This window comes from Nocardia sp. NPDC052566, from assembly GCF_044547285.1.
Taxonomy (GTDB): Bacteria; Actinomycetota; Actinomycetes; order Mycobacteriales; family Mycobacteriaceae; genus Nocardia.
Map to the genome: position 1 here is coordinate 876542 of NZ_JBIUAF010000002.1, position 25239 is coordinate 901780.

15 protein-coding genes are annotated in these 25239 nt (G+C 64.9%); 11 read left to right on the plus strand and 4 right to left on the minus strand.

The annotated features are described in order from the left end of the window. Positions 1-73: 73 nt before the first annotated feature. The 4 genes from ACIG5A_RS11035 (at position 74) to ACIG5A_RS11050 (ending at position 9713) form a co-directional block, all read left to right on the plus strand. Positions 74-6406 carry a PA14 domain-containing protein gene (locus ACIG5A_RS11035; RefSeq protein ID WP_397239997.1) on the plus strand — a complete coding sequence of 2111 codons (6333 nt, stop codon included), beginning with the start codon at positions 74-76 and terminating at the stop codon, positions 6404-6406. A 169-nt stretch (positions 6407-6575) separates the two neighbouring features. Next, positions 6576-6971 carry a hypothetical protein gene (locus tag ACIG5A_RS11040; RefSeq protein WP_397239998.1) on the plus strand — a complete coding sequence of 132 codons (396 nt, stop codon included), beginning with the start codon at positions 6576-6578 and terminating at the stop codon, positions 6969-6971. A 489-nt stretch (positions 6972-7460) separates the two neighbouring features. After that, positions 7461-8468, plus strand: coding sequence for a hypothetical protein (locus ACIG5A_RS11045; RefSeq protein ID WP_397239999.1), 1008 nt, complete (start codon positions 7461-7463; stop codon positions 8466-8468). A gap of 513 nt (positions 8469-8981) precedes the next feature. Next, positions 8982-9713 carry a DUF3658 domain-containing protein gene (locus ACIG5A_RS11050; RefSeq protein WP_397240000.1) on the plus strand — a complete coding sequence of 244 codons (732 nt, stop codon included), beginning with the start codon at positions 8982-8984 and terminating at the stop codon, positions 9711-9713. A gap of 295 nt (positions 9714-10008) precedes the next feature. Here the strand turns inward: ACIG5A_RS11050 and ACIG5A_RS11055 are convergent, their stop codons facing one another. Together ACIG5A_RS11055 and ACIG5A_RS11060 are read right to left on the minus strand one after the other, a co-directional pair. Further along, a complete protein-coding gene (locus ACIG5A_RS11055) occupies positions 10009-10767 on the minus strand; it encodes a class I SAM-dependent methyltransferase (protein WP_397240001.1) in 759 nt (252 codons plus the stop codon). 27 nt (positions 10768-10794) lie between these two features. Then, entirely contained in the window at positions 10795-11166 is a 372-nt protein-coding gene (locus ACIG5A_RS11060; protein WP_397240002.1) for a hypothetical protein, read from the minus strand. Between the two features lie 412 nt (positions 11167-11578). On the opposite strand from ACIG5A_RS11060, the gene ACIG5A_RS11065 reads away from it, so the two are divergent. The 7 genes from ACIG5A_RS11065 (at position 11579) to ACIG5A_RS11095 (ending at position 23429) form a co-directional block, all read left to right on the plus strand. Beyond that, the gene (locus ACIG5A_RS11065) at positions 11579-12040 is read left to right on the plus strand and encodes a YbaB/EbfC family DNA-binding protein (RefSeq protein WP_397240003.1); all 462 of its coding nucleotides are present in this window, start codon (positions 11579-11581) and stop codon (positions 12038-12040) included. Between the two features lie 27 nt (positions 12041-12067). Then, positions 12068-12388 carry a hypothetical protein gene (locus ACIG5A_RS11070; RefSeq protein WP_397240004.1) on the plus strand — a complete coding sequence of 107 codons (321 nt, stop codon included), beginning with the start codon at positions 12068-12070 and terminating at the stop codon, positions 12386-12388. A gap of 358 nt (positions 12389-12746) precedes the next feature. After that, on the plus strand, positions 12747-18959 hold the full coding sequence (locus ACIG5A_RS11075) for a hypothetical protein (RefSeq protein ID WP_397240005.1): 6213 nt from the start codon (positions 12747-12749) through the stop codon (positions 18957-18959). 6 nt (positions 18960-18965) lie between these two features. Further along, positions 18966-19454 (plus strand): YbaB/EbfC family nucleoid-associated protein, encoded by a 489-nt coding sequence (locus ACIG5A_RS11080; RefSeq protein ID WP_397240006.1) that lies wholly within the window; start codon positions 18966-18968, stop codon positions 19452-19454. A gap of 52 nt (positions 19455-19506) precedes the next feature. Beyond that, a complete protein-coding gene (locus ACIG5A_RS11085; protein ID WP_397240007.1) occupies positions 19507-20871 on the plus strand; it encodes a hypothetical protein in 1365 nt (454 codons plus the stop codon). A 75-nt stretch (positions 20872-20946) separates the two neighbouring features. Further along, positions 20947-22662 carry a hypothetical protein gene (locus ACIG5A_RS11090; RefSeq protein WP_397240008.1) on the plus strand — a complete coding sequence of 572 codons (1716 nt, stop codon included), beginning with the start codon at positions 20947-20949 and terminating at the stop codon, positions 22660-22662. Further along, on the plus strand, positions 22659-23429 hold the full coding sequence (locus ACIG5A_RS11095) for an ESX secretion-associated protein EspG (protein WP_397240009.1): 771 nt from the start codon (positions 22659-22661) through the stop codon (positions 23427-23429). The genes ACIG5A_RS11090 and ACIG5A_RS11095 overlap by 4 nt, the downstream gene beginning before the upstream one ends. A gap of 5 nt (positions 23430-23434) precedes the next feature. On the opposite strand, the gene ACIG5A_RS11100 is transcribed toward ACIG5A_RS11095, so the two are convergent. Both ACIG5A_RS11100 and ACIG5A_RS11105 read right to left on the minus strand, forming a co-directional pair. Then, positions 23435-23788 (minus strand): hypothetical protein, encoded by a 354-nt coding sequence (locus ACIG5A_RS11100; RefSeq protein WP_397240010.1) that lies wholly within the window; start codon positions 23786-23788, stop codon positions 23435-23437. A gap of 143 nt (positions 23789-23931) precedes the next feature. Then, the gene (locus ACIG5A_RS11105; protein ID WP_397240011.1) at positions 23932-25170 is read right to left on the minus strand and encodes a serine hydrolase domain-containing protein; all 1239 of its coding nucleotides are present in this window, start codon (positions 25168-25170) and stop codon (positions 23932-23934) included. Positions 25171-25239 lie beyond the last annotated feature (69 nt).

The window sequence follows — 25239 nt, forward strand, 5'->3', positions numbered from 1 at the left end:
CCGACTGCGAAATCTGCTGCTTCATAGCGTCTTTCGGCGGAGCAGTCTGATCAGTCGGTCCATACGATTGTGCGTGGTCGCGATTTCGCTGGTGATGGTTGCGACGTTGACACACGCGATCGCGTCGCCGCCGACTGCGCCGGAGCCGATGCAGGCGCGGGATTTGCCTTTGCTGGCTTCGGAGGGTGGCTCGTCTTCCGGTGGTCAGGAAACGGGATCTCCTACTCCCGATGCTGATTTCGCCCCGTTGGCGCGTTCTGCTGACTCGGCTCCGCGTGAGGCTGTTCGGCAGGAGAAGTCTGTCGAATTCTCCAATGGCGACGGTACCGGCTCGGTAGTCCTGTCTCAGGTGCCGGTGAGTGTCGCTGATGGCCAGGGTGGTTGGGTCGATCGCGATACGCGTCTGGTGGAGAAGCCGGGTTCGACCGTGGCCGCTGAAGCTCGCGGCGAGGTGGAGTTCTCGAAATCGGCTGCGGACCTGGATCTGGTGCGTATCGCTCACGATGGCACCAAGGTCACGATGGGTCTTGTGGGTGCTGATCGGTCGCAACGGCAGGTCGTGGATTCGATTGCCTCCTACCGGGATGCGCTACCTGGCGTGGATCTCACCTATGAGGTGAAAGACGGTGCGGTCAAGGAATCGCTGTCGGTCAAGACCTCTGCGGCTGTCGGTGAGGGACGGTGGGTGTTCCGGCTCGACACCGGCCAGCTGACCCCGAAAGTCAACGGGGACACCGTCGAACTCGCCGATGTCGACGGCAAGATCGTAGCGGTGCTCCCGCCGATCCAGGCATGGGATGCTGCGGGCGCCAACGACAATGGCGCCTCGACAGCCCGTACCGGCGGTACCTACACCCTCGCCCGTGATGGTGGCTCGTGGCTGTTGACCGTCGGTGTCGATGCCGGGTGGTTGAAAGATCCTGCGCGCACGTTCCCGATCGTGGTCGATCCGACCTTCTCCTACGGGTTCGGTGGTCAAGCGCAAACCATCGCCTACAAGCAGGGCGGGGCGCCGTGCACCGACACCTGCGGCATCAAAACCGGGGTGAAGAAGCCGATCTTCGGCGAGAAGGAGCTGTGGCGCTCGGCGCTACGGTTCGACTTGAGCTCGCTGTCCGGTCGCACGATCACCGGCGCTCGACTGGAACTCAAGGAGAGCACCAGCGCACCGTTCCCGAGCAGTTCGCCGGTGACGGTGTGGAAAGCGAACTCCCCGTTGGGATTCGGTGCCCTCGGTGACAAGCTCGCCGCGGCGTCGGTCTCGGGCACGGGGACGGTGCAGTCGGCGGAGTTAACCGCGTTCTTCGCCGCCCGGGTCGCGGCAGGGGATAACCAGGCGTGGTTCATGCTCACCGGTGATGAATCCGGCTCCGAGACCTACAAGGATCTCCAGGTCAACCTGATCGTGGAGTACTCCGGTGCGGTGCCTGCGGTGGAGATGAAGCTGGTTTCCCCGGCTGATGATGCGATCGTGGCGACCGAGATGCCGATGTTGCAGGTCGCCCCGGTGGGTGCGGTTCCGGAGGGGACGAAGTATTGCTTCAAGGTCTCGACCGGTTTCGATGGCCGCACGGGTAGTGTCGCGCAGTCGGGTTGTGTGTCGGAACCGAAATGGACTGTCCCGCGCCATGTGTTGCAGGACGGCACCCGCTACACCTGGACCGTCGAGCTCGCGGTGCCGGGTGTGGAGAAGGTGATCCCGGCCAAGTGGCTGGGTCATTTCACGGTCAATGAGCGTCTCGGTGATCCGGGGCCGACTCCGACCGACACGTTGGGGCCGGTGACGGTCAACCTGTTCAACGGCAACCTCCGCTACAACGCGGCGGGTCCGATCTTCGAAGCGATGGGCGGCCCCGCCGGAGTGACGTTCGCCTACAACTCACGCGCGGCCGGGATCGCTCACGGGGTGCGGGCCTCCTATTTCAACGACCCCGCCCACAACGGTGTCCCCGATACCACACCTGTGCTCGTGCGCTCGGAACCCCAAGTGGCCCTGAACAATTGGCTTACCCAGGGCTTCCCGGTCGAGCCTCTGCTGCTGCCGGCCGGATTGAAAGACAACTGGTATGTCGTGCGCTGGGAAGGCTACTTCCAAGCTCCCGCCGCCGGTAACTACACCTTCGGTGGCCCTCACACCGACGGCGCGAAGGTCTGGCTGAACCAGAACCTGGTCTATGACAACCCGCAAGCCAGCACCGTACCGTTCGGCACCCTGCCGCCCACCGCGACCCGCAAACCGATAGCGTTGACCTCGGGCCAGCGAGTCCCGATCAAGGTCGAGCTGTATCACCACTCGACCGACCCGGCGACGATGTCGCTGTGGGTCGAGGGCGCCGGGCCCGGCACCAAAATCGTGCAACCGGAATGGCTCTACTCCGCCGACCCGGCACCCCTGCCACCCGGCTGGACCATGGCGATGCCCGCCAGCCCCTACACCCGCGCTGAACTGCGCGACGGCTCGGTCGTGCTCACCGACGGTGTCGGCGCCAAATACACGTGGGCGCAATCGGCGAACGGCGGCTACGTCCCGCCGTCCGGCCGCGACGGCGTGGTGGCTTTCGATGCCGATGGCCGGCTGTCGGTGACCCAGAACGGGGTGGTGTCGCTGTTCAACCCCGACGGCACTCTCGCCGCGGTATCGAATGTCGCCGATAGTAAGAAACCGGCCTCGTTGCAATACCAATACAGCGGCAGCCCGTCGCGGTTGACGAAGATCATCGACCCGGTCTCGGGGCGTTTCCACACGCTGCACTACAACACCGACAACACCGGTAGCTGCTACGGCGGCGCTTCGCTGCCCAAGGGTGCGAACCTGCCGCCACGAGATCAGTTGTGCCGCATCACTTATTGGGACGGCACCCAAACCCTGCTCTGGTACGCGCTGACCACCCTGGCCCGGATCGAAAACCCCGGCGGCGCGATCCAGGACCTCAGCTACGACAACTACAAACAAGTCAAAGAAGTCCTCGACGACCCCGAGGTCGTCGACGAGCAGGAACGCCGCAACGCCCTGGAAAGCCTCGGACCCCTGGTCATCGTCCGCGGCAACCTCGGCGCCGACTGGACCGCCTACCAGAACTACCAAGGCAACAACGTCCTCAGCGTCTACACCACCGTCGCCTACGGACTGTTCACCGAAGAATACGGACAACCCCCACGCCGACGAGCAATCACCGTCAACGGCCCCGCCGACGACGGTAGCTGGGTCGGCTCCATCGACCGACGCAACTACGCCTACAACCTCCCCGGCAAAACCACCACCATCGACAACGGTGGAATCGGCCAACCCTACTCCATCGAACAGACCATCACCTGGGACGACGCCGGACGCACACTCACCTCCACCAACGCTTTGGGAGAGACCGCCCGCGCGGAATGGAACGCCAAAGACAAACCGACAGCGATGGTCGATTCGACAGGTCGGCGCACCACGCTGATCTACGACCACGCAGACCGGCTCACCGATCAGTACGGCCCCGCGCCGCAAGCGTGTTTTGACGGCCAACTTCCGAAGCCGGAGTGCGCCAGCAAGACTCCGCACACCCGAAAGGCATATGACGAGAACCTAGTTGGGCTCGAAGCCGCGTTCTACAACAACCCGTCCACCTCGGGCGTCCCGACCGAATGGGCCACCGGCGTCGGCACCACCGCCGGGACTCTGAAACGCAGTTGGGGTTCAAACCCGCCGGTCGCGAACACCAATGGCTGGTCCGCCCGGTTCACCGGCGAGATCAAGTTCCCCGAAACCGGTGAGTACAAGCTCGGATTCACCGTCGTCGACGGCGTCCGACTGTGGATCGATGACGTCCTGACCGTCGACAGCTGGACGGACAAGACCGCCACCGCGGTCACCGGCACCTACACCAACACCACCGCAGGCAGCTGGCACCGCGTACGTGCCGACTATTACAACCGCAGCGGCACCACCGGTGAACTCGACTTCACCTGGACACTCCCAGGAACTGGGACCGCGGTGACCGTGCCGGGGCAAAATCTGCGGCCTCGCTACGGACTCGAGACCAGCAAGGTGAGCGAGAACACTTCTGGCGGCGACACCGAACGCGCACCGTCGACGAAAGTTGCAACCAACTATGCAGATCTGAACAACGGGATCGATCCGGTGTTCGGGCTGGCAGTGTCCAAGTCAGCTGACCCCGGTGGGCTCAATCTGACCAGCCGCTCACTGTTCGAAAAGCCTGGCCAGGGTTTCCTACGCCAACTCGCCGCAGCCCTACCCGCCGGTGACCTCACTAACATCGACAAGCGCGGCACCTCCACCTATTACGGGGACAGCGAAACCCGCGCGAACCCGTGTGAGGCGAACTCTGCGGCCGTACATCAGGGTGGCAGGGTCAAAACGGTTCGCGGATCGAAGAATTCGGTCGGAGTCGCCAACGTACTTGAGACGGTCTATGACGCCGCAGGTCGTATCGTCGCGCTACGTACCAACACCGAGCCGTGGTCGTGCATCCGCTATGACGCCCGCAGCCGCGTGGCCACAAAGTCATTCCCGGCGATGGGGGACCAACCGGCCCGCACCATCACCTACGACTACGCCGTCGGCGGCGACCCGCGCAAGCTGAAGGTCAGCGACGTCAGTGGATCGACCACTACCATGATCGACCTGCGCGGTCAGGTGACCTCCTACACCGACGCCAGCGGCAATATCACCACCTCGGGATACGACGCCGCCGGACGCAAAACCAAGGAAGCCACCACCATCAAGGGAGTCACCTCAACCCTGAACTACTTCTGGGACAACGCCTCCCGCCTCACTCGGCAGGACCTCGACGGGGTCACCATCGCCACCCCCGCCTACCAGTCCGGGACCTTGACCAGCGTCGCCTACGGCAACAGCTCCAACCTTGCCATCGGCCACAACGACGCCGGCTCCGTGGACGCCCTCACCTGGACGACAGCCGGTTCCACCGTCGTCAGCGCGGTAACGCGCTCACGCGATCAACGCATCACCGACGAAAAGATCACCGACACAACGACACCCGACAAAACCTACAACTCGAGCTACACCTACGACGGAGTCGGACGCCTGATCGCGGCCACCGTGCCGTTCCACCAACTCGCCTACTCCTACGCCACCGACAACGGATGCGGACCAAACAAGAAGGCAGGGCTGAACACCAACCGCACCACCTTCACCGACAGCCTCAACGGCGCCCCCGCAGTCGCCACCAACTACTGCTACGACGACGCCGACCGGCTGCTCTCCACCAACGGCGCCACCAACCTGTCGTTCACCTACGACAACTACGGCAACACGATCAAGATCGGCACCGACACCCTCGGCTACGACTCCACCCTCCGGCACATCTCCACCACCACCGCCACCGGACGATCAGTCACCTACACCCGCGACGTCACCGACCGCATCATCGGGCGCTCGGCCCAAGAGACCGGCAAACCCACCGAGGTAACCCGCTACGGATTCACCTCCGACTCCGGCGGACCCGACTTCATCCTCGACAGCTCGGGAACCCTACGCCAGCGCGTGCTGAAGCTACCTGGTGGCGCGGTACTGACCAAGAACTACACCCAGAACACGACAGCCAACTGGTCCTACCCGAACGTCCACGGCGACATCCTGTTCACCACCGACGACAAAGCGGTCCGTACCAGCGCGATCCGCCTCTACGACCCCTACGGCCAGAACATCGACCCAGTCACCGGCACCATCGGCGACATCCCGAACCCGGCCACCGCCGAAGGCGGTATGGACTTCGGCTGGCTCGGCCAAAACACCATCCCAACCGAACACCTCGCCAGCCAACAAGCCCTCGAAATGGGAGCCCGCACCTACCTACCGGTCCTCGGTCGGTTCCTCCAAGCCGACCCGGTCCCCGGCGGATCAGCCAACAACTACGAATACTGCAACGGCGACCCGATCAACAACTTCGACCTCACCGGAAAAGTCGTCCTTGCCTTCATAGAGGTCGCCGTGTTGGCTGCTGGGGCCGCGACGGCGGCCGCGCTCGCCGTACGCGGCATGATGACGGCTGCGGACAGCCTCGGCAAGGAGTTGGCCAAGCCCGAAAAAGCCGCTCCGGCAAAATCGTCAAGGCCCGACGGTAAAAGTGCTGTCACGGGCGAAGGCTGGGACCACATCAAGGCTGATCACACAGAATTGGGCGGCAACGTTCCGACAGACCGCACGAAGGGAATTTTCGAAGGAACCGAGAAGACGATCAGAGATAACATTGCCAAAGCGATAGAAAAAGGTTATGAGAGACACAGAACTGACGACCGGCGCGAGTTCGAACACGATTTCGGTTTAGGTAATCCGATCGGAAGAGAGGGGCCGGGGAACACAAAAGACCCCAACAAAGAGCGCACAGCAATCAGGGTCGTGGTAGACAAGAACGGAAAAGTTGTCACAGCCCATCCTATCTAGATTAATGTCCTGTCGAATTTTGAGAGGCTCGCGAAGTTGATCGAAGAGGTCCAGCTTTGGCTAAGATCCAGTGCTCTGGTGGCCGGAACCGGGCGCCGGAACGAACCCGACGATGGAACATGGTGAGGGCGTCAGCGATGGCGCTCAAGGTAAGGAGAAATAGATAGGCATGAGCATTCGCGACTTCAATGCCACCGGTTGGATGGCCTACTTCACGGGATCCGAGACGCTCATGTCTCGCCAAAGGGATGTCGATGGCTGGGACCCAGCCACTGGGACTGCTCTGATCGTTGACGCCGAACAGGGAGTCCGGCGCCTGGTTACGGACTACCCGGATTTCTCGCATCTCGAGCCGACGGGCCGTGTGGTCGCTGCCCTACCCGGTGCCGGCTGGCGTGTCCGGACGCTGCCGTGGGGGGAAGATGCTGCCCCGGTCGAGGAGGTGCTTGCCTGGCTTGTCACATCGGACGGCAGGATGACTGCCATCGCAGTAGAGGAGGACGGGGCATTCGGTCCAGTCGGCGAACCCCAATGGTGCTTTCCTCCAGAGCAGGGAGTGAAGTAGCTACTCCTAACGGCCATCGGTTCGGGGCCCTGGGTCGGAGTGCGAATCGTATAGGGCTGGGAGCTTGGCAGGGCGAATGGCCGCCACGGATCACACAGGCCGAAGTGTGGCGGTCCGGGGCTGTTAGGCGGTCGCCACCAATTCTCGGCGAACTCGTCGTTGAACTCCTCGGGGATCTCCGCGCTTGTTGGAACCCCGGGCGCAGGCTCAAAATCCTGACCCACTGCTAGAGGAAACGCCCGGAACCAATTAGGTTCCGGGCGTTTCAGGTTGGTTCGGCTTCGCGTTTGGCGCTGGCGGTCATCGCTGGATTGTGACACCGCCGCCGAACTCGGGGGAGCCCGATGCTGCGTGCCGGTAGACAAGCCGTAATACCTCAAGATGAACAGAGCGGCCACGACCACTATGGTCGGTCGGCTGTGTTGCCCTGATGAGGATTGAGGTGGTTCTCTCGTGGCATGATCGCATGCTTGACAACAGGAAAGGCCCATGGCCAGTAGCCGTCACCTAGCGCTTCACGCAACTCTGCCAGAGCGCTACGCACGATTCGATCTTCTTGCTTCCACAATCGACCACAAGGGCAGACTGCTCGCTTTGCTTGTCGATCCCACACAACAAGAGGGTGCAGCGGCCCTGCCATGGAGGCGCCGAGAGACGTGGAGTCTGCCGGTACTGCGGTTCGACGCCACCGTTGTCATCTGTGATGGGGGCGATGTTCACGAGATTCCGTTACACGGCCTGGATCAATGGTTTTCCAAGATCGACACATTCGGCGAGGGCGTCATCCTGGGGGTCCAGCGGATTTCTCACTTCGATACCAATCGAGCACAAGAAGATCTGATTCCGGCGAACGAAGACGATTTGACCCGCAACGTTCGAGTCTTCGACTGTGCCGGAGACCCTGTGGGTGCCTTCTACGCCGGAGACGGCATCAACCAACTGCTGACCGACCCCGATGGCAGGATCTGGATCAGCTATATCGACGAAGCCACCTACCGCCTCCCCAACCCGGACGGCACATGGTCATCCAGTGAGATGCCCGGCCTGGCCCGCTGGGATGCACCCGACAGCGATCCCTGGTTCGCATTCAATGACACCGGCAGCGCGGTCTTCTGGTGCGACTGCTACGCGTTGAATGTCGGTCAGTCGCTGGTGCGTGCATGCCCCTATGTCGACTTCCCGGTGGTAGAGATCGACGCGCGCGGAGCCCGATCAATCACCCCGAATCCAGTCACGCGATGCCGCGGCTTGGCGGTGTCAGGATCCACGTTCGCTTTCCTGGACCAGGACCGACGCGGCAACGCGGTCACATGGGAGATTCGTTATGCGCACAGACAGGATGCAACAATCGCCGAAACCGGCGGGGAGGCCCTGCTTCTGCCAGGCGGTCGGCCACCGACAAGCTGGGCACAAGGAAGGATCGGGCGCGACGCAAACCTCTGGTTATACGAAGACGGCAATCCCCGACAGTGGTATCGCTTCGAGATCGACTCTTAAATCGCCGGAACCTGCTCAATCGTACCCGACTGACCAGGGATCCGACGCCAATAGGGGAGCCGAAGCCAGAAAGCCTCAAACCGCTCTGCGGACCGACATTCAGCCGGTGGGGGCGATACGATAAATGTACTGGGGGTCTCTGCACTCAGGGAGGCACATTTGGTTACCCAGGCTGGTACGACGTGAATGGAAGCGGTCCCATGTGCCAGCACTGCGCATTAAAGGAACATGGAATCCAACCCCAAGATCTGTGGAAATATCGAGCGTCGATAGCAGGTTGAGACGGTGAAAGATACTCGAATGGTTCGTGATACTGCGGTTGGTGATTTGCTTCTCGGTCGCCAACCACAGTCTCTGATGGGCGTCGATAGCAGGCGGGCGGCTGCGCCGCTGGGGACTGCTGCACCAGGAGGTGACACCTGATTTGGCTTGCCTGCGGGCGATGCTGGAGTGGCTGAGCCGGGTGAATGATCGGGGTTTGTCCCGCCACCTTGATGGTGCACACTGATGCCCATGGAGACCTTGCATCTCGTGGCCCCTGATTCGGCGGCCGGGTCACTGCGTGTCGCACTCGGTGCGGCATGCGGTGATTCGGTTGCACCGTTTCTGGACGATCTCAGCTGTGGCCCGCTTGAGCCAGACAGTCCCGAGACCCGGATCCAGTGGTGGAAGGAATGTATTGTCGCGGATGCCGATGGTGAAGCCTTCGGTCGGGCAACCGAATTGCCGCGGGAGTACTCGAAGTTTTGGGCGAAAGTCGACGCTGCCGAGCAGTTGGTGGTGTGGTACGGCAACCGCTCCGCGTTGGACGTCGCGTTCTTCCATGCGGTCGCTGATCGGTTGGGCGACAGGCCCTTTTCGCTGATTCAGGTATCCGATCAGGTGGGCACTCTTATGCCGGAGAAGATGCGGTCGCTGCTTGCCGACGCTCGTCCGATAACCGATGCCGAACGAACGACCACGCGGAGCAGGTGGCAGCGATTGAAGCGGGAGAATGCCACGTTTCGGGTCGTCACGCCATCGGGACTGGAGTCCGCGCCCGCGGACCATTACGACGCAGCTCTGCTCGAGGCCACGGGAACGGAGTGGACCCCCATGGCTCGAGCTATCGGCGAAGTCATGGCAAAAACACCCATCGGCGATGCGGTCCTGCAATGGCGGGTCGTCTCGCTGGTCGAGTCGGGCGCGCTGGTTGTCGATGGTGATCCGCGGCAGATGCGGGGCGCCAAGATCAAGCGGCCCTAGTGTTCTGACCGCTGGTTTCGCAAAGCGCCAAGGCCGCGCCTTCTTAATCGGCGGGGCGGTCTGGATTTTCGTTGGACGACGTGAGTCACGGTCGAGGTGTCGCTGATCGTGAATCGAATCGACAGCGTCGGCTACGACTCCAGTTGGTGGCACATGTCCCCACGAAGAGTGGCCTCACTCGAACCGGTGACCTCAACGGCACCGGGAGAGTGGGGCCGCTTTCTGTATTTCGAGCGCTTCTACGGATGTCCCGCACGAAACTGCCGGTGACACTCGGATCCCGGGAATTAGCCGTTTAGAATCGGATCGGTACACACTCCAGCAATAGGAACAGTGGACGTACGAAGTTCTGTGTCCACCAAGGGTTTTGTTCTCGGTCTTCGGGCATTGGGTGTGGTTCGCGGAGTTGGGTGATGGCGAATCCGGCGGTGGTGATCATGCCTGTGTAGGTCTCCAGCGAGTAGAACTGCTGAACTGATGGGACTGGAGAGACTTTGCCTGCGACGTTGAAATGTTGCTCGACTGTTCGGGTGTCGAAGTAGGAGTCGATGCTGAAGTCGGCGCTGTGGTCGCGTTCGGCGCGGGCGGCGTAGAAACAGGGGTGCATTCCGAGCAGGATCAGGCGTCCGGAGGGGCGAAGTACGCGTGCGAATTCGAGGTAGCGATGGCTGGGGCTAGCGATGCCGTTCGGTAGCCGGTTGGCGATGATGAGATCGATGCTGTTGTCGGGCAGGGGCAGGTCGGCGACGTCGGCGTGGTAGAAGGTAGCTGCGTCGGGCTGATGGTCTGGGTGTTGTTGGGCTGCGGTGATGAATTCCGCGCAGGTGTCCACGCCGTGGACATGGCGAGCGCCGCGGTGAGTGAGTTCGCGGGCGAGGTAGCCTTCGCCGCAGCCGGCGTCGAGGATGTCGAGCTCGGTGGGGTCGCCGACCATGTCGAGCAGGGCGGGGTCGGTGAGGAGGGTTTGATACGGGTCGAGTTTTTCGCGGATGATCGTGACCCAGAATTCGGAGTTCTTCGTGTATGCGGTGGATACCCGTTCGTCGCCCAGCACGCCCAGCTCCTGTTCGCTTCGATCGACTCACCGAATGGTCTTGATCAATGCTTCGCTTGCTGCTTGTACACGTGGGTCGCTGATGCCTTGCGCGACGCGGGCTGTGATTGCTTCGTCGAGGCCGTCTCGTAGACCTCCGAAGTCGCGATCATAGGCGAGCTGGACCGGGACAGCGGTGCTTATGAGGTAGTACAGATAGGCGTCTCCGCGGCTGGTGATGTCGCGGATGACTTCGGTTGCAGTCCTTCGCAGGCTGGTTTTGGGCGGAAGGGTGAAGTCGCAGGGGAGGTCGGCGGCGAAGGAGCCCATACTCCATAGTTCGTTGCGGGCGAGCAACGGGTTGGCTGTGACTGCGCGGTGGTAGGCGAGGGCGGTGTCGATGTCGTCGTTGTGTAGCAACGCGCCGATGACAGCGGACCGGTGGGCGAACGCGGCGCATCGTTGGGCGGTGTCTGCGCTGGTGCCTGGAAGTTCGCCGGTCCATTTCGTGGTTTTGTGAACAAGAATGCCGCGCTGGAGTGGCGGCAGGCGATCTGTTGGGGTTCGCGAGCTGGTGTTCGTGGCCGATTTCCGAGGTCGGGGGAGACCTGAAAGTGCAGCGTACGGCCGTGCTTCGTGCGGGTGCGGGCGGCGGGTGCGGCGGGAGCGCTGAAACCTCTGGGTGGCGATGACTTTTCGGTGACTCGCCGATGATTTCGGTCAGGTATCCCGGTGTTAGTTTCATGCCCGTCACCACATGTTCGCCTTGGAGTCATCTTCGATTCGCGTGATCATGCGGTGGTCGCATCACTGAACGGGCCGGAGGTATCGGATGACTGACGACACCGCGCAACCCGACCTGGCCGCCATGGCGGAACTGGAGCGGCAGCGGTTACTGCATACCGCCACGGCGCTGGTGCGCGACAAGCGAATCCAGGTCACCGTGAACTCCGATGGTGTGCTGATCGAGACCCGTTTCGCCGACGATATCGGCGACCTGAGCTACGACGAGATCGCCGACGCGGTCGTCGACGCGGTCCGCACCGCGGCGACCGAGGTGATCCGCAAGGGCCGAGACCTGATGTGGCCCTTGCTGGAACGCGATACCGAGGTGCCGATCACCACGGACTTCTTCCCCGGCGGTATATCCGGTGAGCCAGTGGTGCTTACGCCGACGTCGCAGGATCTGCCCGCGAGCCTGCGGGTGAAAGACGATGAATCCGACGATGTTCCGCTCGCCGACGGTAGTCGGTCCCCGGGCGGGTTCTCGATCGTGCGAGACGGCAGTTGGTGACGTCGTGTCGACGAAATGGAGGCGGTAGTGTCCGACAGCATCATCCTCGATACGGACGCGCTGAAGAAGGCCGGCGACAAGATGGTCGGCATCCAGCGCTCCATCGACGTGGTCATCGCAAAGCTGTCCAGCAGGGTCACGGCCAACGGCACGGAGACCTGGGGGGACGACAAGTTCGGCGAGGACTTCGCCAACGGCACGAACGGCTACACGACCTCACGGCAGAGCCTGCTTACCGGCGGTACGGAAATATCGAAAACAGTGCGCAGCTTCGGCCACGGCATGATCAAAGCGGGTAAAGGGTTCGTTGCCATCGAGAACGGCAACGAATCGGATCTCGCGGGATAGCCGAGCAGCCATGGCTTTGTATTGGCCGGAAGAACTCCGATGGCTGACCTACGTCGTGGGATCCGAATGGCCGGACGGCGATGAGGACCGGATGTTCGCGATGGCCGAGCACTGGCGGACCGCGTCGAAAGAACTGAACGCGATCGTCCGGGAACTCGGGCCGTTGCGGGCGGAGGTACTCGGTGCCTATAACTCGGGCACGGGCCGGGACGGAATCGAGAAGCGACTGCTGAATCTCGAGCACGGCGATGGTTCGGTCGGGCAGTTGACGAGTCATTTCGCCACGGTGGGATTGTCGACGCGCAACGCGGCGACGTCGATGGAGCAGACCAAGCTCATGATCATCGTTTCGACGGTGATGCTGGCGATCGAGATCGCCGAGGCATGGCTGTGGCCGCCGACCGCGGTGATCAACGAAATCGCGGCGATCGCCGCCACGCGGGCGTTCGTGCAAAAGGTCGGCCAGCGGTTTCTGGATGTGATCCGTTCGATTCCGGTGATCGGCAATCAGCTGGGCAAGTTCCTCAAGTTCGTGGTCAAGGACTTTCGAACGTTCGCGCCGGAGACGGGTAAGGCGGTCGGCGCCGCGGCAGGTAAGGCGGCAGGACGGCTGAAACCGGGCGCCACAGATGCTTTGAAGGCGGCCGTCGGTGATACGGCGGCGTTCTCCATCAGCAAGAGCCTGCACGAGTTCTCCGAGTTCCTGTTCAAAAAGGGCATCAACATGGCCATGTGGGGTGTCGGCCAGGATCTGCTGGTCCAAGGCATCCAGATGACCAAAGGTCACCGTGATGAACTGGCGTGGAACGAGATCGGGCTGACCGCGCTGACCTCGGTCGTCGGCCCGATCGTCGCGCATATGCCGACCAACCAGCTCCAGAAGTACATCGGCGGACAATTCGTCCTGCGCGGCTACGACCCGACCAGGGGGCTGGCCGGTATGGCGACCGGTGTCCCTGTCGCGATCACCACCAATATCCTCAGTGGCGCGACCGGCGGCACCATAAACGGCCTCATCACCGGCAACTGGGATATGGGCCTCGGACTCGCCGGTGGTGCCATCGCGGGCACGATCACCGGCGCGCAGCGCGGGTATATCGGTGAGCGCGGCGCGGCGCCAGGTGCCAAGCCGCATTTCGATGCCATGAAGGCCGATGTGTCTCGGGTAGTGGGCGACGAAGCTCCGCCTTCCTCCTCGAAAGGGGCGCCGGATCACCCGAATACGAGCCAGGGCGCGAAGACGTCGGCACACACCGATGCCACGGCGAACCAGCACGCGAATACGAACCAGCACGCGAGCACCGGTGAACACCCGAATACTTCGAACGGCTCGCAGCATCCGAACGCCGCACCCACTGGTCAGCATCCCAGCGGATCGCCTGCCGCTCAGCATTCGAGTGCGCCGCCCCAGCATCCGACTGCGCCGCCCCAGCATTCGGGTGCACCGGGCCAGCATTCGGGTGCGCCGCCCCAGCATCCCAACGCTTCGAATGCCGCCAAGAACTCGCACACCGGGAGCGCGAGCACGGAGCCGCACCGGTCGACGGACAGCCGGTCGAGAGAAGACGCCGGCACGACAAAAACCCCGACTCGCCCCCTGCCCGAGGCGCACAGCTCCGACCGCACGCCACAGCAGGTCCCGGCAAAGGGCCAGGCGCATCAGCAAGAGCCCGCCAAACCGGCGGCGCACACCGGCCAATCGGAGGCCACGCCGTCCAACGGTGCCCGCGCCGCGCACGATCCGGCCCAGGATCCGACGCTCGGCGTGCATGCCACCAGCACCGGAACCGAGGTGCCGCCCGCGAGTAGTACCAAACACGCCGAGGAGCTGATACCCGCTCACCCCGACGATGTGACGGATACCGGGCGGCTACACGAGGAAAGCGCTGCCCCCAAGCAGCCTCACCTCGACGAGCGACCGGTCGACGGAGAGCAGTCCGCGGCGCCGCTGCCCGGAGCGCATCAGGAGTCGAGCACACCCTTCTGGGATCGTCTTCCGGCCGGCTACGAATGGAAGTCGATGCCCCGCGACGGCGACTGCTTCTTCCACGTGCTCGATCGCCTCCTCATGCCCGGCGGTGAGCAGGTCAGGACTGGGCCGGCATACCAAGCCAGGCTCAACAAAATGCGCAGCGACCTTGTCGCGGAAATCAGGAATAACCGAGACCGCTACCTGAACAACTACAATTTCGACAGAACACCGGCACAACTGGCCGAATACAATAGCGCGAGTGTTGACAGGCTTGAGCAACTGGACGCTCAGCACGATGTAACGCGCAGAGCGCAATTCAATGCGCAGTTGGATAGGCTGGCGATTCCTCGCCAATGGGCGGTCGATGTCGCCGATTCGTTACCGGCAGCCGCGGCCAGGGTGTTCAATGTGGAATTCGAGCTCCGTGGTCCGAATGTGGGGATCGAACATGTGGTGCCGCCTGGTTCGGCAACGAATAGTGTGGCCGCTTCATCGACACCAGGTCGTGAGATTCCGCTGGTGAAAGTGGAGGGCGAGCATTACCACCTCGCTGTCCGCGCCGATCCAGAGGTAGGTGCGGCCCCGGTCCAAGGGCGGCCACAGATCAAAACCGAGCACACCGATGTAGTCACGCCGCCTGCCGAGACGAGCAAGACCGATCAATCGGCGCCCCCACCCCCACCCCCACCCCCGTCATCGAGCTCGACCCATAGCGCTGAGGCGCCGGTGCGCAACGACGCGGTGCAGGCTCCGCCCCCGAAGCCGAGTACGGAGACCCGTGCGCAGATGGACGCGCGGCACGCCGAAGAAGTAGCGGCGGCGAAGAAGGCGGATGCCGCGGCGCGTAAGAACAGTACCCGGCTCGACGACTGGAACCCGCGGGCGCACGAAGAGACGACCCGGACCAGGCATCAATACGAACTGCAGGACCTGGCCCAGACCAAGATTCAGGAGAAGCAGGCCCAGTACGACACCGCCAAGCGGATTCGCGCCGAGTTCTCGGAGCGGACCGAGGCGCACGTGGACCAGCAAGCCGCGCCGCACAATTCGCCTGACACAGCCGGAACGAGTTCGGAGCGTTCTACGAAGGCCGAGGTCGATGCGGCGGCATCGAAGGCGCAGCTCGAAGTGACGCAGAAGACCGAGCGGCTGCAGAGCGTCGCGCAATCGGGACGTGCCGACGAAATCCGCTCGGCGAAACTCGATGTGACCGCTGCCGAGGGGGTGCAGAAGAGAGCGGAGGTGAACAAGACCGAGTTCTACGCCAGGCAGGCCGACGAACTGGTGGCGCGGGCCAAGGCGGAGCCGGAGAATACGCCCCAGCGGCTGCGCGTCCTGGAGCAAGAGGCGGCCGCCGAGCACGCGAGGGCGGCGCAGGCCAAAGCCGATCTGGTGGCGCACGAGGCGCAGGTCACCGCCGATCGGGTCGGCAGCAAGGCGATGCGGGTCAAGGCGGAGCTGGCGCGCGGTGCGGCGGATGTGCTGCGCGACAGGGCGATTGCGTCCGATCGGGACGTGGCCACGGCCAAAGCGGAGCAAGCGCACGCCGACGCGGCCAGGAACCGGCCGAATGATGCCGAGGCGCTCGCCAAGACGCAGGCCGAGCTCGACACAGCGAAGGCCGAGGCGGCAGCCGCGCATGCCGACGCGGACGTGAAACGAGCCGAAATCGCAGAGAAACAACATAATTCGCCGCAGTCCCGAATAATCGCCGAGGACGCGCGCGCGACGTCGAAGGTGCGCCAGGCGGAACTCGAAGTGGTGCGGGCACGCGCCGACTCGCCCGACGCGCTGAAGGTCGCCGAAGCGAAGCTCGATGCCGCGCGGGCCGAGGCGACAGCGCAGCGGGCCGAGGCGATCGCGCGCTGGCACGGGACGACGGATGCCAAGTCCGACGCGCTGCGGCTCCGGGCCGACGCCGTGCATGAGCGAGCCGTGGCGCAGTTGGCATCGGCAGCGGACAGCTTGCGCCGGTCGCCCGACAACTCGATCTTGCAGCGCCAGAAGAAGATCGCCGAACACGAGCTGAAGGCCGCGGCCGCCGACCGGGACGCGGTGCTGCATGAGACTGCCGCGGCCAAGGCCGCTGAGCCGTCGGCATCGGCCGCCGAACTGTGGACCGCACCCGCCAAGGCGGCAGTGAAGTACGCATGGGAGGTGCTGACCAAGCCCGGGCCCGGTACGCCCGGACTGAAGTATCCCTGGGAGGCGACGGCCAGGCCGCCCGTTGAGCGAACCACGTCGTGGTCGGATGTGGTGCAGGCGCGCAAGGACAAGAGCGAGGCCAACCGGTATGCGGCCGAGGCCGAACCGGCTCTGCGGGATCAGCGCGATCTAGCGGCCGCGAAGCGAACCGAGGCCGATGCCGCCCGGGCCGCCGCGAGCGTGGAACGCGCTGCGCTGAAGGTGGAGCAGGCGAATCAGGAGTTGGTGCGGGCGAACGAAGCTGTGGCGCAGGCCAAGCAACGGCTCGACCTCGCCACCGATGCCCGGCGTTCTGAGGCGCAAAAGGACCTCGGCAACGCCAAGGCGGCAGCCGCGCAGGCCAAGCGTGAGCTGGATTCCGCGCAGGACCGCAGGGGCGAAGCAGAGGGGTGGCGCAAGCGCTTCGACGATGTCGCGCGGAAGCCCGGCGATGATGCGGGCGCACACCAGGAACCGGCCAAGCGGACCGCCGACGGCGCGGCAGACACCGAAAAACCAGCGGGGCATACCAGTTCGGACGACACGGTGACGCAGACACCGCGACCGGAGGCCGACGGGACACCGCCGACGACGGCAGAGGTCAAGGCGGCCAAGGACCGGTCACTGGCCGAATGGGACGCTGCGATGAAAGCCGCTGTGGCGAAACGCAATGAGCTCAACAGTGACCTGGACGTGCTGGAGCACTTCGACACGCTGGTGGCGGAACGTCACCAGGATCTGCCACCCAAGATGAAGTCGGCGCTGGACGAATACGACAGCGCCAGTAGCGCATTGGACAGGCTGAAGCTCGAGCACGGCGACGTGCGGGGAAGGTTGGACGCGGCCGAAGACGCGGTGCGCACCAAGCAGGCGCAACTGAGCCTTTCCGAGGATGTGCTCCGCCTGCGCAGCAACGAAGTCGGCGAAAAGCAGCTCGCGCTGCACGATGCACGGCGCGCACTCGCCGAACGTGAGGCCGAACTCCTGCGTGCGGTGGCGCCGATCAAGGCCGCGCTGCACGAAGCACTGTCCGAGATGGGGCGTGCCGGAAAGGATATAGCCGAAGACTTCGCGCCGAACGCGCCGATCAACCACATCGAGGTCCTTGTTCGCCAGGCGGCTGAAGGCCGGGTAGAGGCCGGGGAAATGGTCACCTCGCTCCGTCAAGGGGAGGAGACCGCCCAGAACCATAAAAATACGCTCGAGGCGAACACACCCCTGGCGGACAGGGCGCAGTCTGCCCCATTGAAAGCTGCTCAGGACAGGTTGGACGCAGTCCGACACCAGCGTGAGCTCGCTGAAGGACGTCAGGCGAAACTGGAGGAACGCGAACGCGAACTGCGACAACGGCAACCGGACCTCGAACCGCTCACCAAGCGCGTCGCCGACGCGACGGACGACGTGACAAAGCGAACCCAGGAGCTGAAGCAGGCGCGGCTCGACGAGAAACAGGCGCGCGCGGAAAAGGCCGACCGCGAGAAGGATCTGAAGTCGGCCACGGATGAGCACACGACGGCACGCGAGAACGTGAAAACGCTCGATCACGCCAAGGATGTGTTCGAGCTGGCCGAGCTGCGGGTCAAGAACGAGCACGGCAAGTTGACCGACGAGTACCTGCGCATGAAAACCGAGCTCACCGATCAAGCCGCTGCTGTGCGGCGGCTCGAGACCAGTGGTGACAAGCCGTTCGGTACCGGCCTCCACGAGGACCTGGTCAAGATCCACGAATCGGGAAAGGTGGTGGAGGAGCGGCACAACGAGCTGCGCCGGCGGGAAGAGGCAGAGGGTGCGCAGAAATTGGCGAAGGCCGAAGCCGATCTCGCGCGAGCCTCGGCCGAGCCGCCTGCCGAATCTTCGGCCGCAAAGCAACAGCAGGAGAAGAGAATCGACGCTTTGCAGAAGGCGGTGGACGACCAGAAGGCGGCCAATGAGCAGCACAAGCAGCGGGCAGCGGATGAACAATCGGCGCGAGCCGAACGCCGCCAACGATTGGAAGACAACATCAGAGAGCTGATCGAGCGGGAAACCCACCTGCGCGACGATCGCCGGGATCACGCGAAAGCGTCCGGCCTGGACCGGGTCGAAGCGGTGATGGCCGAAATCAAGGCGAGGGCCGAGCTGGCGCAGGCGATGAAAGACGCTCGGTTCGAGCGTCAGCTGCGTGACGGGGTGGATATGAGTGGCCGGGTTCGCGCCAAGAAGATCAAGCTGCCCGTGGTATTCCCGCAGTACTTCACCGCACAGTGGGCGCCGGACGACGGTTTCTGGACGGACCCCGATTCGTATGAGGATGCGCACCGGCTGTCGCAGAGTCCCGCCAAGCCCTCGAAGCCGGCGCGGCCCAAGCCGCCTACACTCATCGAGCCCGCCCTGCGGCCACCTGGCTCGGCCCGGCCGCCTGTTGCGGTGCCATAGGAGCGCATGATGACCAATGATTTCTTGAAGCATGAATTGGCGACGGTGATGGAGGGCCTGCAAGGGCATCTGCAAGAGATCGCGCGAGTACATCGCGAACGTGCGGAGCTGACCGCGTCCGCCTCCGCGCACGACAAGCGGGTGACGGTCACCGTTGACGCCAACGGCATCCTCACCAAGATCCGGTTCGCCGACGATATCGGCGATCTGACCTACGACGAGATCGCCGGCGCGCTCACCGAGACCGTGCAGCGCGCCGCGATGGATGCGGCGAGTGCGGGGCGAGAACTGGTGCGGCCCTTGATGGCACGCCGCGCCCACTGGCCCAAGCTGTCGGATCTGCTGGAGGGGGCAATGGATTTCGCCGAGCACATACCGGGTGAATCGCGAGCCCCGATGAGCCCGCCCAACGCGCCGGACCGCATCGACAGCGCCGATCGAGCCGGACGCTACGCCGGTGGAGCGTCGCGTTCGATGGTCGCCGACGACGATTGAGACACCGGCCACCCGATCACCGTCGACCCCGATTCGAGAAGTGACCAATACCATGAATGACACCGCGCCGCAGGATATCTCGCCGTCGGCGCCGCGTGACGATGCGCTGTACGGCGATGCACTGCGCGATGCCGCGCCGCAGGGTGATGTGCCGCAGGGTGAGGTGCCGGACATCGCATTCAATCTCGGCGGGTTCGCGGACTCGTCACCAGAGCCGGAGCCGGAGCCTGAACCAGAACCAGAACCAGAGCCTGAACCGGAACCGCACAGCGAGGCGGCCGAGTCCGATACGCCAACGGATCTCGCGCATCAGATCATCCAGGCTCTGCTACCGGACGCGCCCGCGCGATGGCGATCGCTGGAGGTGGTGTTCTCGGTGACCACCGTCGCCGCGGTCGCGGAGGCCGTCTTCATCGATGCCGCGAACGACCGTATCCGGGTGGACGTGCCCGCCGAGGCGATGCGGCTCGTGCGGCTGCTGCGTGCGCGGACCGTTGAGCTCGAGGGCATGGCATGGTGGCGAGTCGGGTTGCGGCTCAGCGACTCCGGTGATCTCCAGCTCGACTACGACTACGGTGCGGCGCCGTTTCCCGATGGGCATCTGCTCCCCGCTGCGGCCTACGAGGCCGACCTGTCGGCATTCCCGCGGGAACGACTGCCGGTCTGGCTGGCCGCGCATCTGCGGCACGAGGGTAGGCAGTGGCGGGGGCCGTTGGAGGTGGTCGCGCAGCGGCGGGCCGATCGGGAAGCGGGCACCGTCGCCGCGCCGGTCGCGTTCCCGCCGCTCGAACTGGTGTGGGTGCGCTGGGCGGTGCTGGCGGCGACGGCCGTCGCGGTCGGATCCGACTGGGGGCCACGAGTGCTCGCCGCCTCCGCCTGGTTCGACGGTGACCGGGGCAGCGGATCGACGATCCAGTTGCTGCCGGGCGGTCGTGCGGTGCTTTCGGGCGGTGTGCACGACGACGCGGCGCTGGACGCGGCATACAACGATGGCGCGCCGCTGCCGAATTACTTTGCGGGCGCGCCGGATTGGCTCGCCATCCCGGTGCTCGACCGGCGTGCCGTCTCCGGTGTGCTCTCGTTCTGCTACTGGTGGGACGGCGCCGCCTGGTATCGCGGGGAGTCGCCGGAACCGCGGCAGATCGAATCGGCCATCCCGGGCATCTACACCAGGGACACGGTGATCGATATCGGCTGCCGGATCCTCGGCGAGTCCGCCCGGCGCGAGGCGATCACCGCATTGCTGGCCGCCGCGGAGGCGAGCGCCGTCACCCGCGACGACGTACTCGAGGCATTCGACATCGATGACGAGATCGACCTGGCCGGCGCCTTCTATCAGTTGGCGCTGGCCGGTGTGACGGTCCAGGAATCGAATGTTCAACCGGCCGATGATTTTTCGATGATCGGTAATGGATGACTCGCTGACGGTGCGGATTTGAATTCGAGCGTGCGGCGCTCGATATTTGTGGGTAGACGCGATCCAGGAGGCTCGATGATCGTTGAAACCAATCCGTGGCGCGACCTGACCGATCAGGCGAACCAGGGTGAACTGGTGATTCAGGACGGTCGCGCGGCCCGCGCCGCGGCGGAGTTCACTGCCGATGTCCTCGCCACGATCGGGGTCGTCGAGGCGCGAATTGTCGACATCGATGCGCACAAAGGATTCAGTGACAACGGCCATTTGGCATCCGCGCTGGCGCTGGCGGGCAAATTCAACGGGACCGCGGGCGCGCTGCGAAAGATTCTCACCGGGCATCGGGAATTGTTGTCCGACATGGGCGAGACCTTCGTGGCGGCGGGAAATCTATACGCGAATACGGAACATGACTCGAAGGACATGTTCGACCAGATCAAAACCGATATGACGGCCAAGATCGTTGTCCCGCCGCCGCCGAAGCCGGGGGCGACGCCGCCGCCTGCCTGGAGCGGCAGACCCATGGTCACCGGGCCGCGCAAGACCATCCAGTACGACACCACCCGGATCGATCCGGGAAACCCGTACGGGCACCATGCCGATTGGTTCGTACTGGTCGGTGCCGGCATCACCGCGCAGACGGTGATGGACACGGCCGGCGTCTGGGGCTGGATGGCCGATCGGCTCGATACCGCCTTCGCCACGCTGACCGAGCGGTTGGTCGATATGGAACGCGACAAGGTGTGGACCGGCAAGGGGATGAACGGCGCGATCGTGGCCGCCAACGCCTACCACGACAACGTGGCGTTGCTGGCCGAGAGCATGCGCCTGGTCGATCAGAACCTGCGCTACACCTCGAGCTGGCTTGCCGCGACCAAGGCGCAGATGCCGACAAGTTTCGACCCCGAGCGGGACGCCGAACGGGAGTCGGCCATGATCGAGCAAGCCACCAGGGCTTATGTCTCGACCTACATTCCGGGACACGAATCGTCCTCGGCCATGGTGCCGATCCTGCCCGATGCCAGCAGTGTGCCGCCGCCTCCCGAGCCGAAGGCGGAGACGCAGAATCCGGACACCGATCCGGCCCGATCCGGCGGCACGCCGCACGTGATGGCGGCGCCGACATCGGGCCCCGGGGTACCGCCGCCGAGTCCGGTATTGCCGCCCGTGGTGCCGTCGCCGCCGGTGCCGGTAGCACCGCCCGGCGCGCCAGCGGTGCCCGCACCCGCGCCCGGTGTGCCATCGGACTCGCGGCCGGGGACGACGCCGGGCAACCCACCCGGATCGCCGTCGAAACCGCCGACCGGTACGGCGCCGCGTCCACCCGCGGATACGCCGAGTTCTGCTTCGCCGAGTGCTGGCTCACCGAGTTCCGCACTGGCACAGGCTCGCTCATTGTTCGCAGCGGGCGCCAACGGGCTGCCGCAACCGCCGAAGGACGGTGCGCGGCCACCGGGGTCGGCGCCGAACCCGCGCAAGATGTCCGGGGCGGGGGTGCCGGGTGGCGCTGGAAGTGGTGGCGGCGCACCGGCATCGCCGCCACCGGTCCGCAGCCTCGCCTCGGCGAAGCTGTTCCCCCGTGCGACCCCGATCGAGCCGATCACGAACGGCGGTACCGGAATTCCGGGCAGCTCGGGTGCCGGGCAGCCGGGGATGGTGCCGCCCGGGACTCCCGGCAACGGCAACAACGGTCGCCGCGAGCACCAGCGCGCCGAATACCTGACCTCCGACGAGCACCTCGACGAGGCCATCGGCGGCGATCATGCGACCGTCCGTGCCGTCGTGCGGTCATGAACCGCACCTGGACCTTCACCGACCTCGAGTTCGTCGTGCTGTGGGAGCGGATGCGGCAGGACTTCCTGCCCGCGCCGCTCACCTTCACCAGCCGCACGCCGGGCTACTACGACTTCCTCCGGGAAAAGGCCGACACGCGGGATCGGTTGCGGTGCACCGGCGATGACTCGTGCGACGAGGTGTTCGAGGCGATGGCGTCGCCGGATATCGCGATCGAGGTGCACGGCGGCGTCGGGCGGGCCGATCCGGCGGCGAGCATCAGGATGCTCGCGGTCCGGGCGGGCGAGCGCGGGTACCTGATCACCCAGCGGCCGGGGGAGACGGTACGGCACAGCGGCGGATTCACCGTAACCTCCTGCACGGCAGTCGGATTGGGCCCGACAGTGGTTGCCGCGCTGCCACGGGTCGGTGCCGGGAGCCGGGCCGATATCGCGCTGGTCGCGGATTCGGACATGGACTACGGGTACCGCGAGTCGCGGGTATTCGACACCGCGGCCGATTCCGCGGCGCGGCGCTCGCTGGACTTCCTCGATCATCCGATGATTCGCTGCGGCACAGTCGATGTGGTGCAGCGGCGGTCGATCTTCGGGCCGCGCGGCCTGACCAGGCACCGGTTGCGGTGGCGCGATCTCGACGGTGACGGCCGCTACGTCATCGACGACACCCGCACGCCCGTCGCGGTGCCCGCGGCCGCTGATCGGTTCACGACGCTCATCGACATCCGCGTCGCGGCCGTGGTACGCGCCATCAAGGATGAAGTCGCCTGATCCGTTCAGGCGCAGCGGAATTGGAAGGTGGCGGTGGCGATGGCGTCCGGAGCGACGTTGACCTGCTGGCTGTGGCCGCCCGCCAGCTCGCAGCCGCCGGGGGTGGTGGTGACCGAAATCTGGTAGCAGCCGGGTGCGACCGGCTGAGTGACGGTGCCGTCGGTGCCGGTGGTGAGCGTGGTCAGCACCGGGCCGGCGGCGCAGTTGGCGACGCCGACGCTCACGCCGGTCACGGGTAGCTGATCGGAGCCGGTGACGGCGCGCACGGTGAATCCGCTCTGCCCGGGATCGGCTCCCGCGAGGGGCGCCGCCACCGCCGCGGCTCCGAGAACGATTATGGTCAGCAGTCCGATGCGCACCGTATCTCCTTGTCCCTCAGCGGATGGGTCTTTTGCCCTGCGAAGAAAACTATAGGCACGCGGCGCGTCGGTGCCACTCGAGCGGATCCCCGGCGCGCTGGCGGCTCGAACAGCAGCCGGACCCGTCGGCGGACCGAGCGGATTCAGCTGGCGACCGGCGCGTCGAGCAGATCGGGGGTACCCACCTCGCGTGCCGACCGTGCCGCCCGCTCGGACATGGCCGCGAGCACCGGCAGCCGGGCGTCGCCGAGCGACATCAGGTGATTGCCCAGGTGATTGGTGACGAAGGCGACGGACAGGCCGAGGCTCGGGGTGGCGATGGCGCCGGAGCCGCCGATGCCGAAGTGGCCGAACGCCTGCCGGGTGAGCCGGGTGCCGACGATGGCGCGGTGGTAGCCGAGCGCGAAATGCGGTGGGCCACCGAGGACATAGTCGTAGCGGCTGTTCGGCGGCATCTGCGCGAGCAGGCGGGTGGTGTCGGGGCGCAGCAGGCGGCGGTGGCCGACCAGGCCGTCGTTGGCGATGGCGCCGTACATCTTGGCCAGCGCGCGTGCGGTGAAAACGCCGTTCCAGCCGGGCATCATCGCGTCGTAGGGCCGTGCGCCCAACGTCATGTCGGCCCAGCCGTCGTAGACCGCACTGCGGGCCGAGCGCACCCGCTGGACCGAGGCGAACGGGCCGATGAGCGTATCGAAGGGGATGCGCGCGACGCCGAGTCGCGGCGACAGCCGGGCCAAGCGATGCCGGTGATGCCGCGGGACGCCGAACCAGAAGTCGTCCTCGCCGAGCGGTTCCGCGAGTTCGGTGCGGACGAGGTCGGTGAAGCCGCGGCCGGTGGCTCGCTCGGCGATCTCGGCGACCAGCGTGCCGAAGGTGAGGGCGTGATATCCGGAGGCGCGCAACCGCATCGGATCCGGTGCGGCGGCGGCGAGTGCGGCGGCGACCGTGTCGTGGTCGAGCAGCTCGTCGGGTGCGACCAGGCCGCGGATGCCCTGCAGGCCCGCCCGATGGTTGAGCACCGTGCGCACGGTGAACTCGGCCTTGCCCCGCACCGCGAACTCGGGCCAGTGGTCGGCGACGGGTGCGTCCAGATCGAGCACACCCCGCTCGATCAGCCGATGCAGCACTGTTGCCGCCACACCTTTGCCGGTGGAGTAGGCCAAGACCATCGAATCCGCCCGCCAGCGCCGATGCTCATCGGCCCATCCACCCCAAATATCGAGCACCGGTTCACCGTTCAGATAAACCGCCAGCGCCCCACCACCCTGACGCCGATACCGGAACATCGCGAAGAATTTGGCCGCCACCGCCGTGAACCGATCGTCGATCAGCATCGTGCGCACCGCGGCCCCCGTCGCGGGAGCCCCTTCAGCAGCAGCCATGGTCAGACTCCCTCGTCCAAACGCCAACCGCCGCCTAACACTTGCAAGCGGCTCGCTAACGCCAAAACT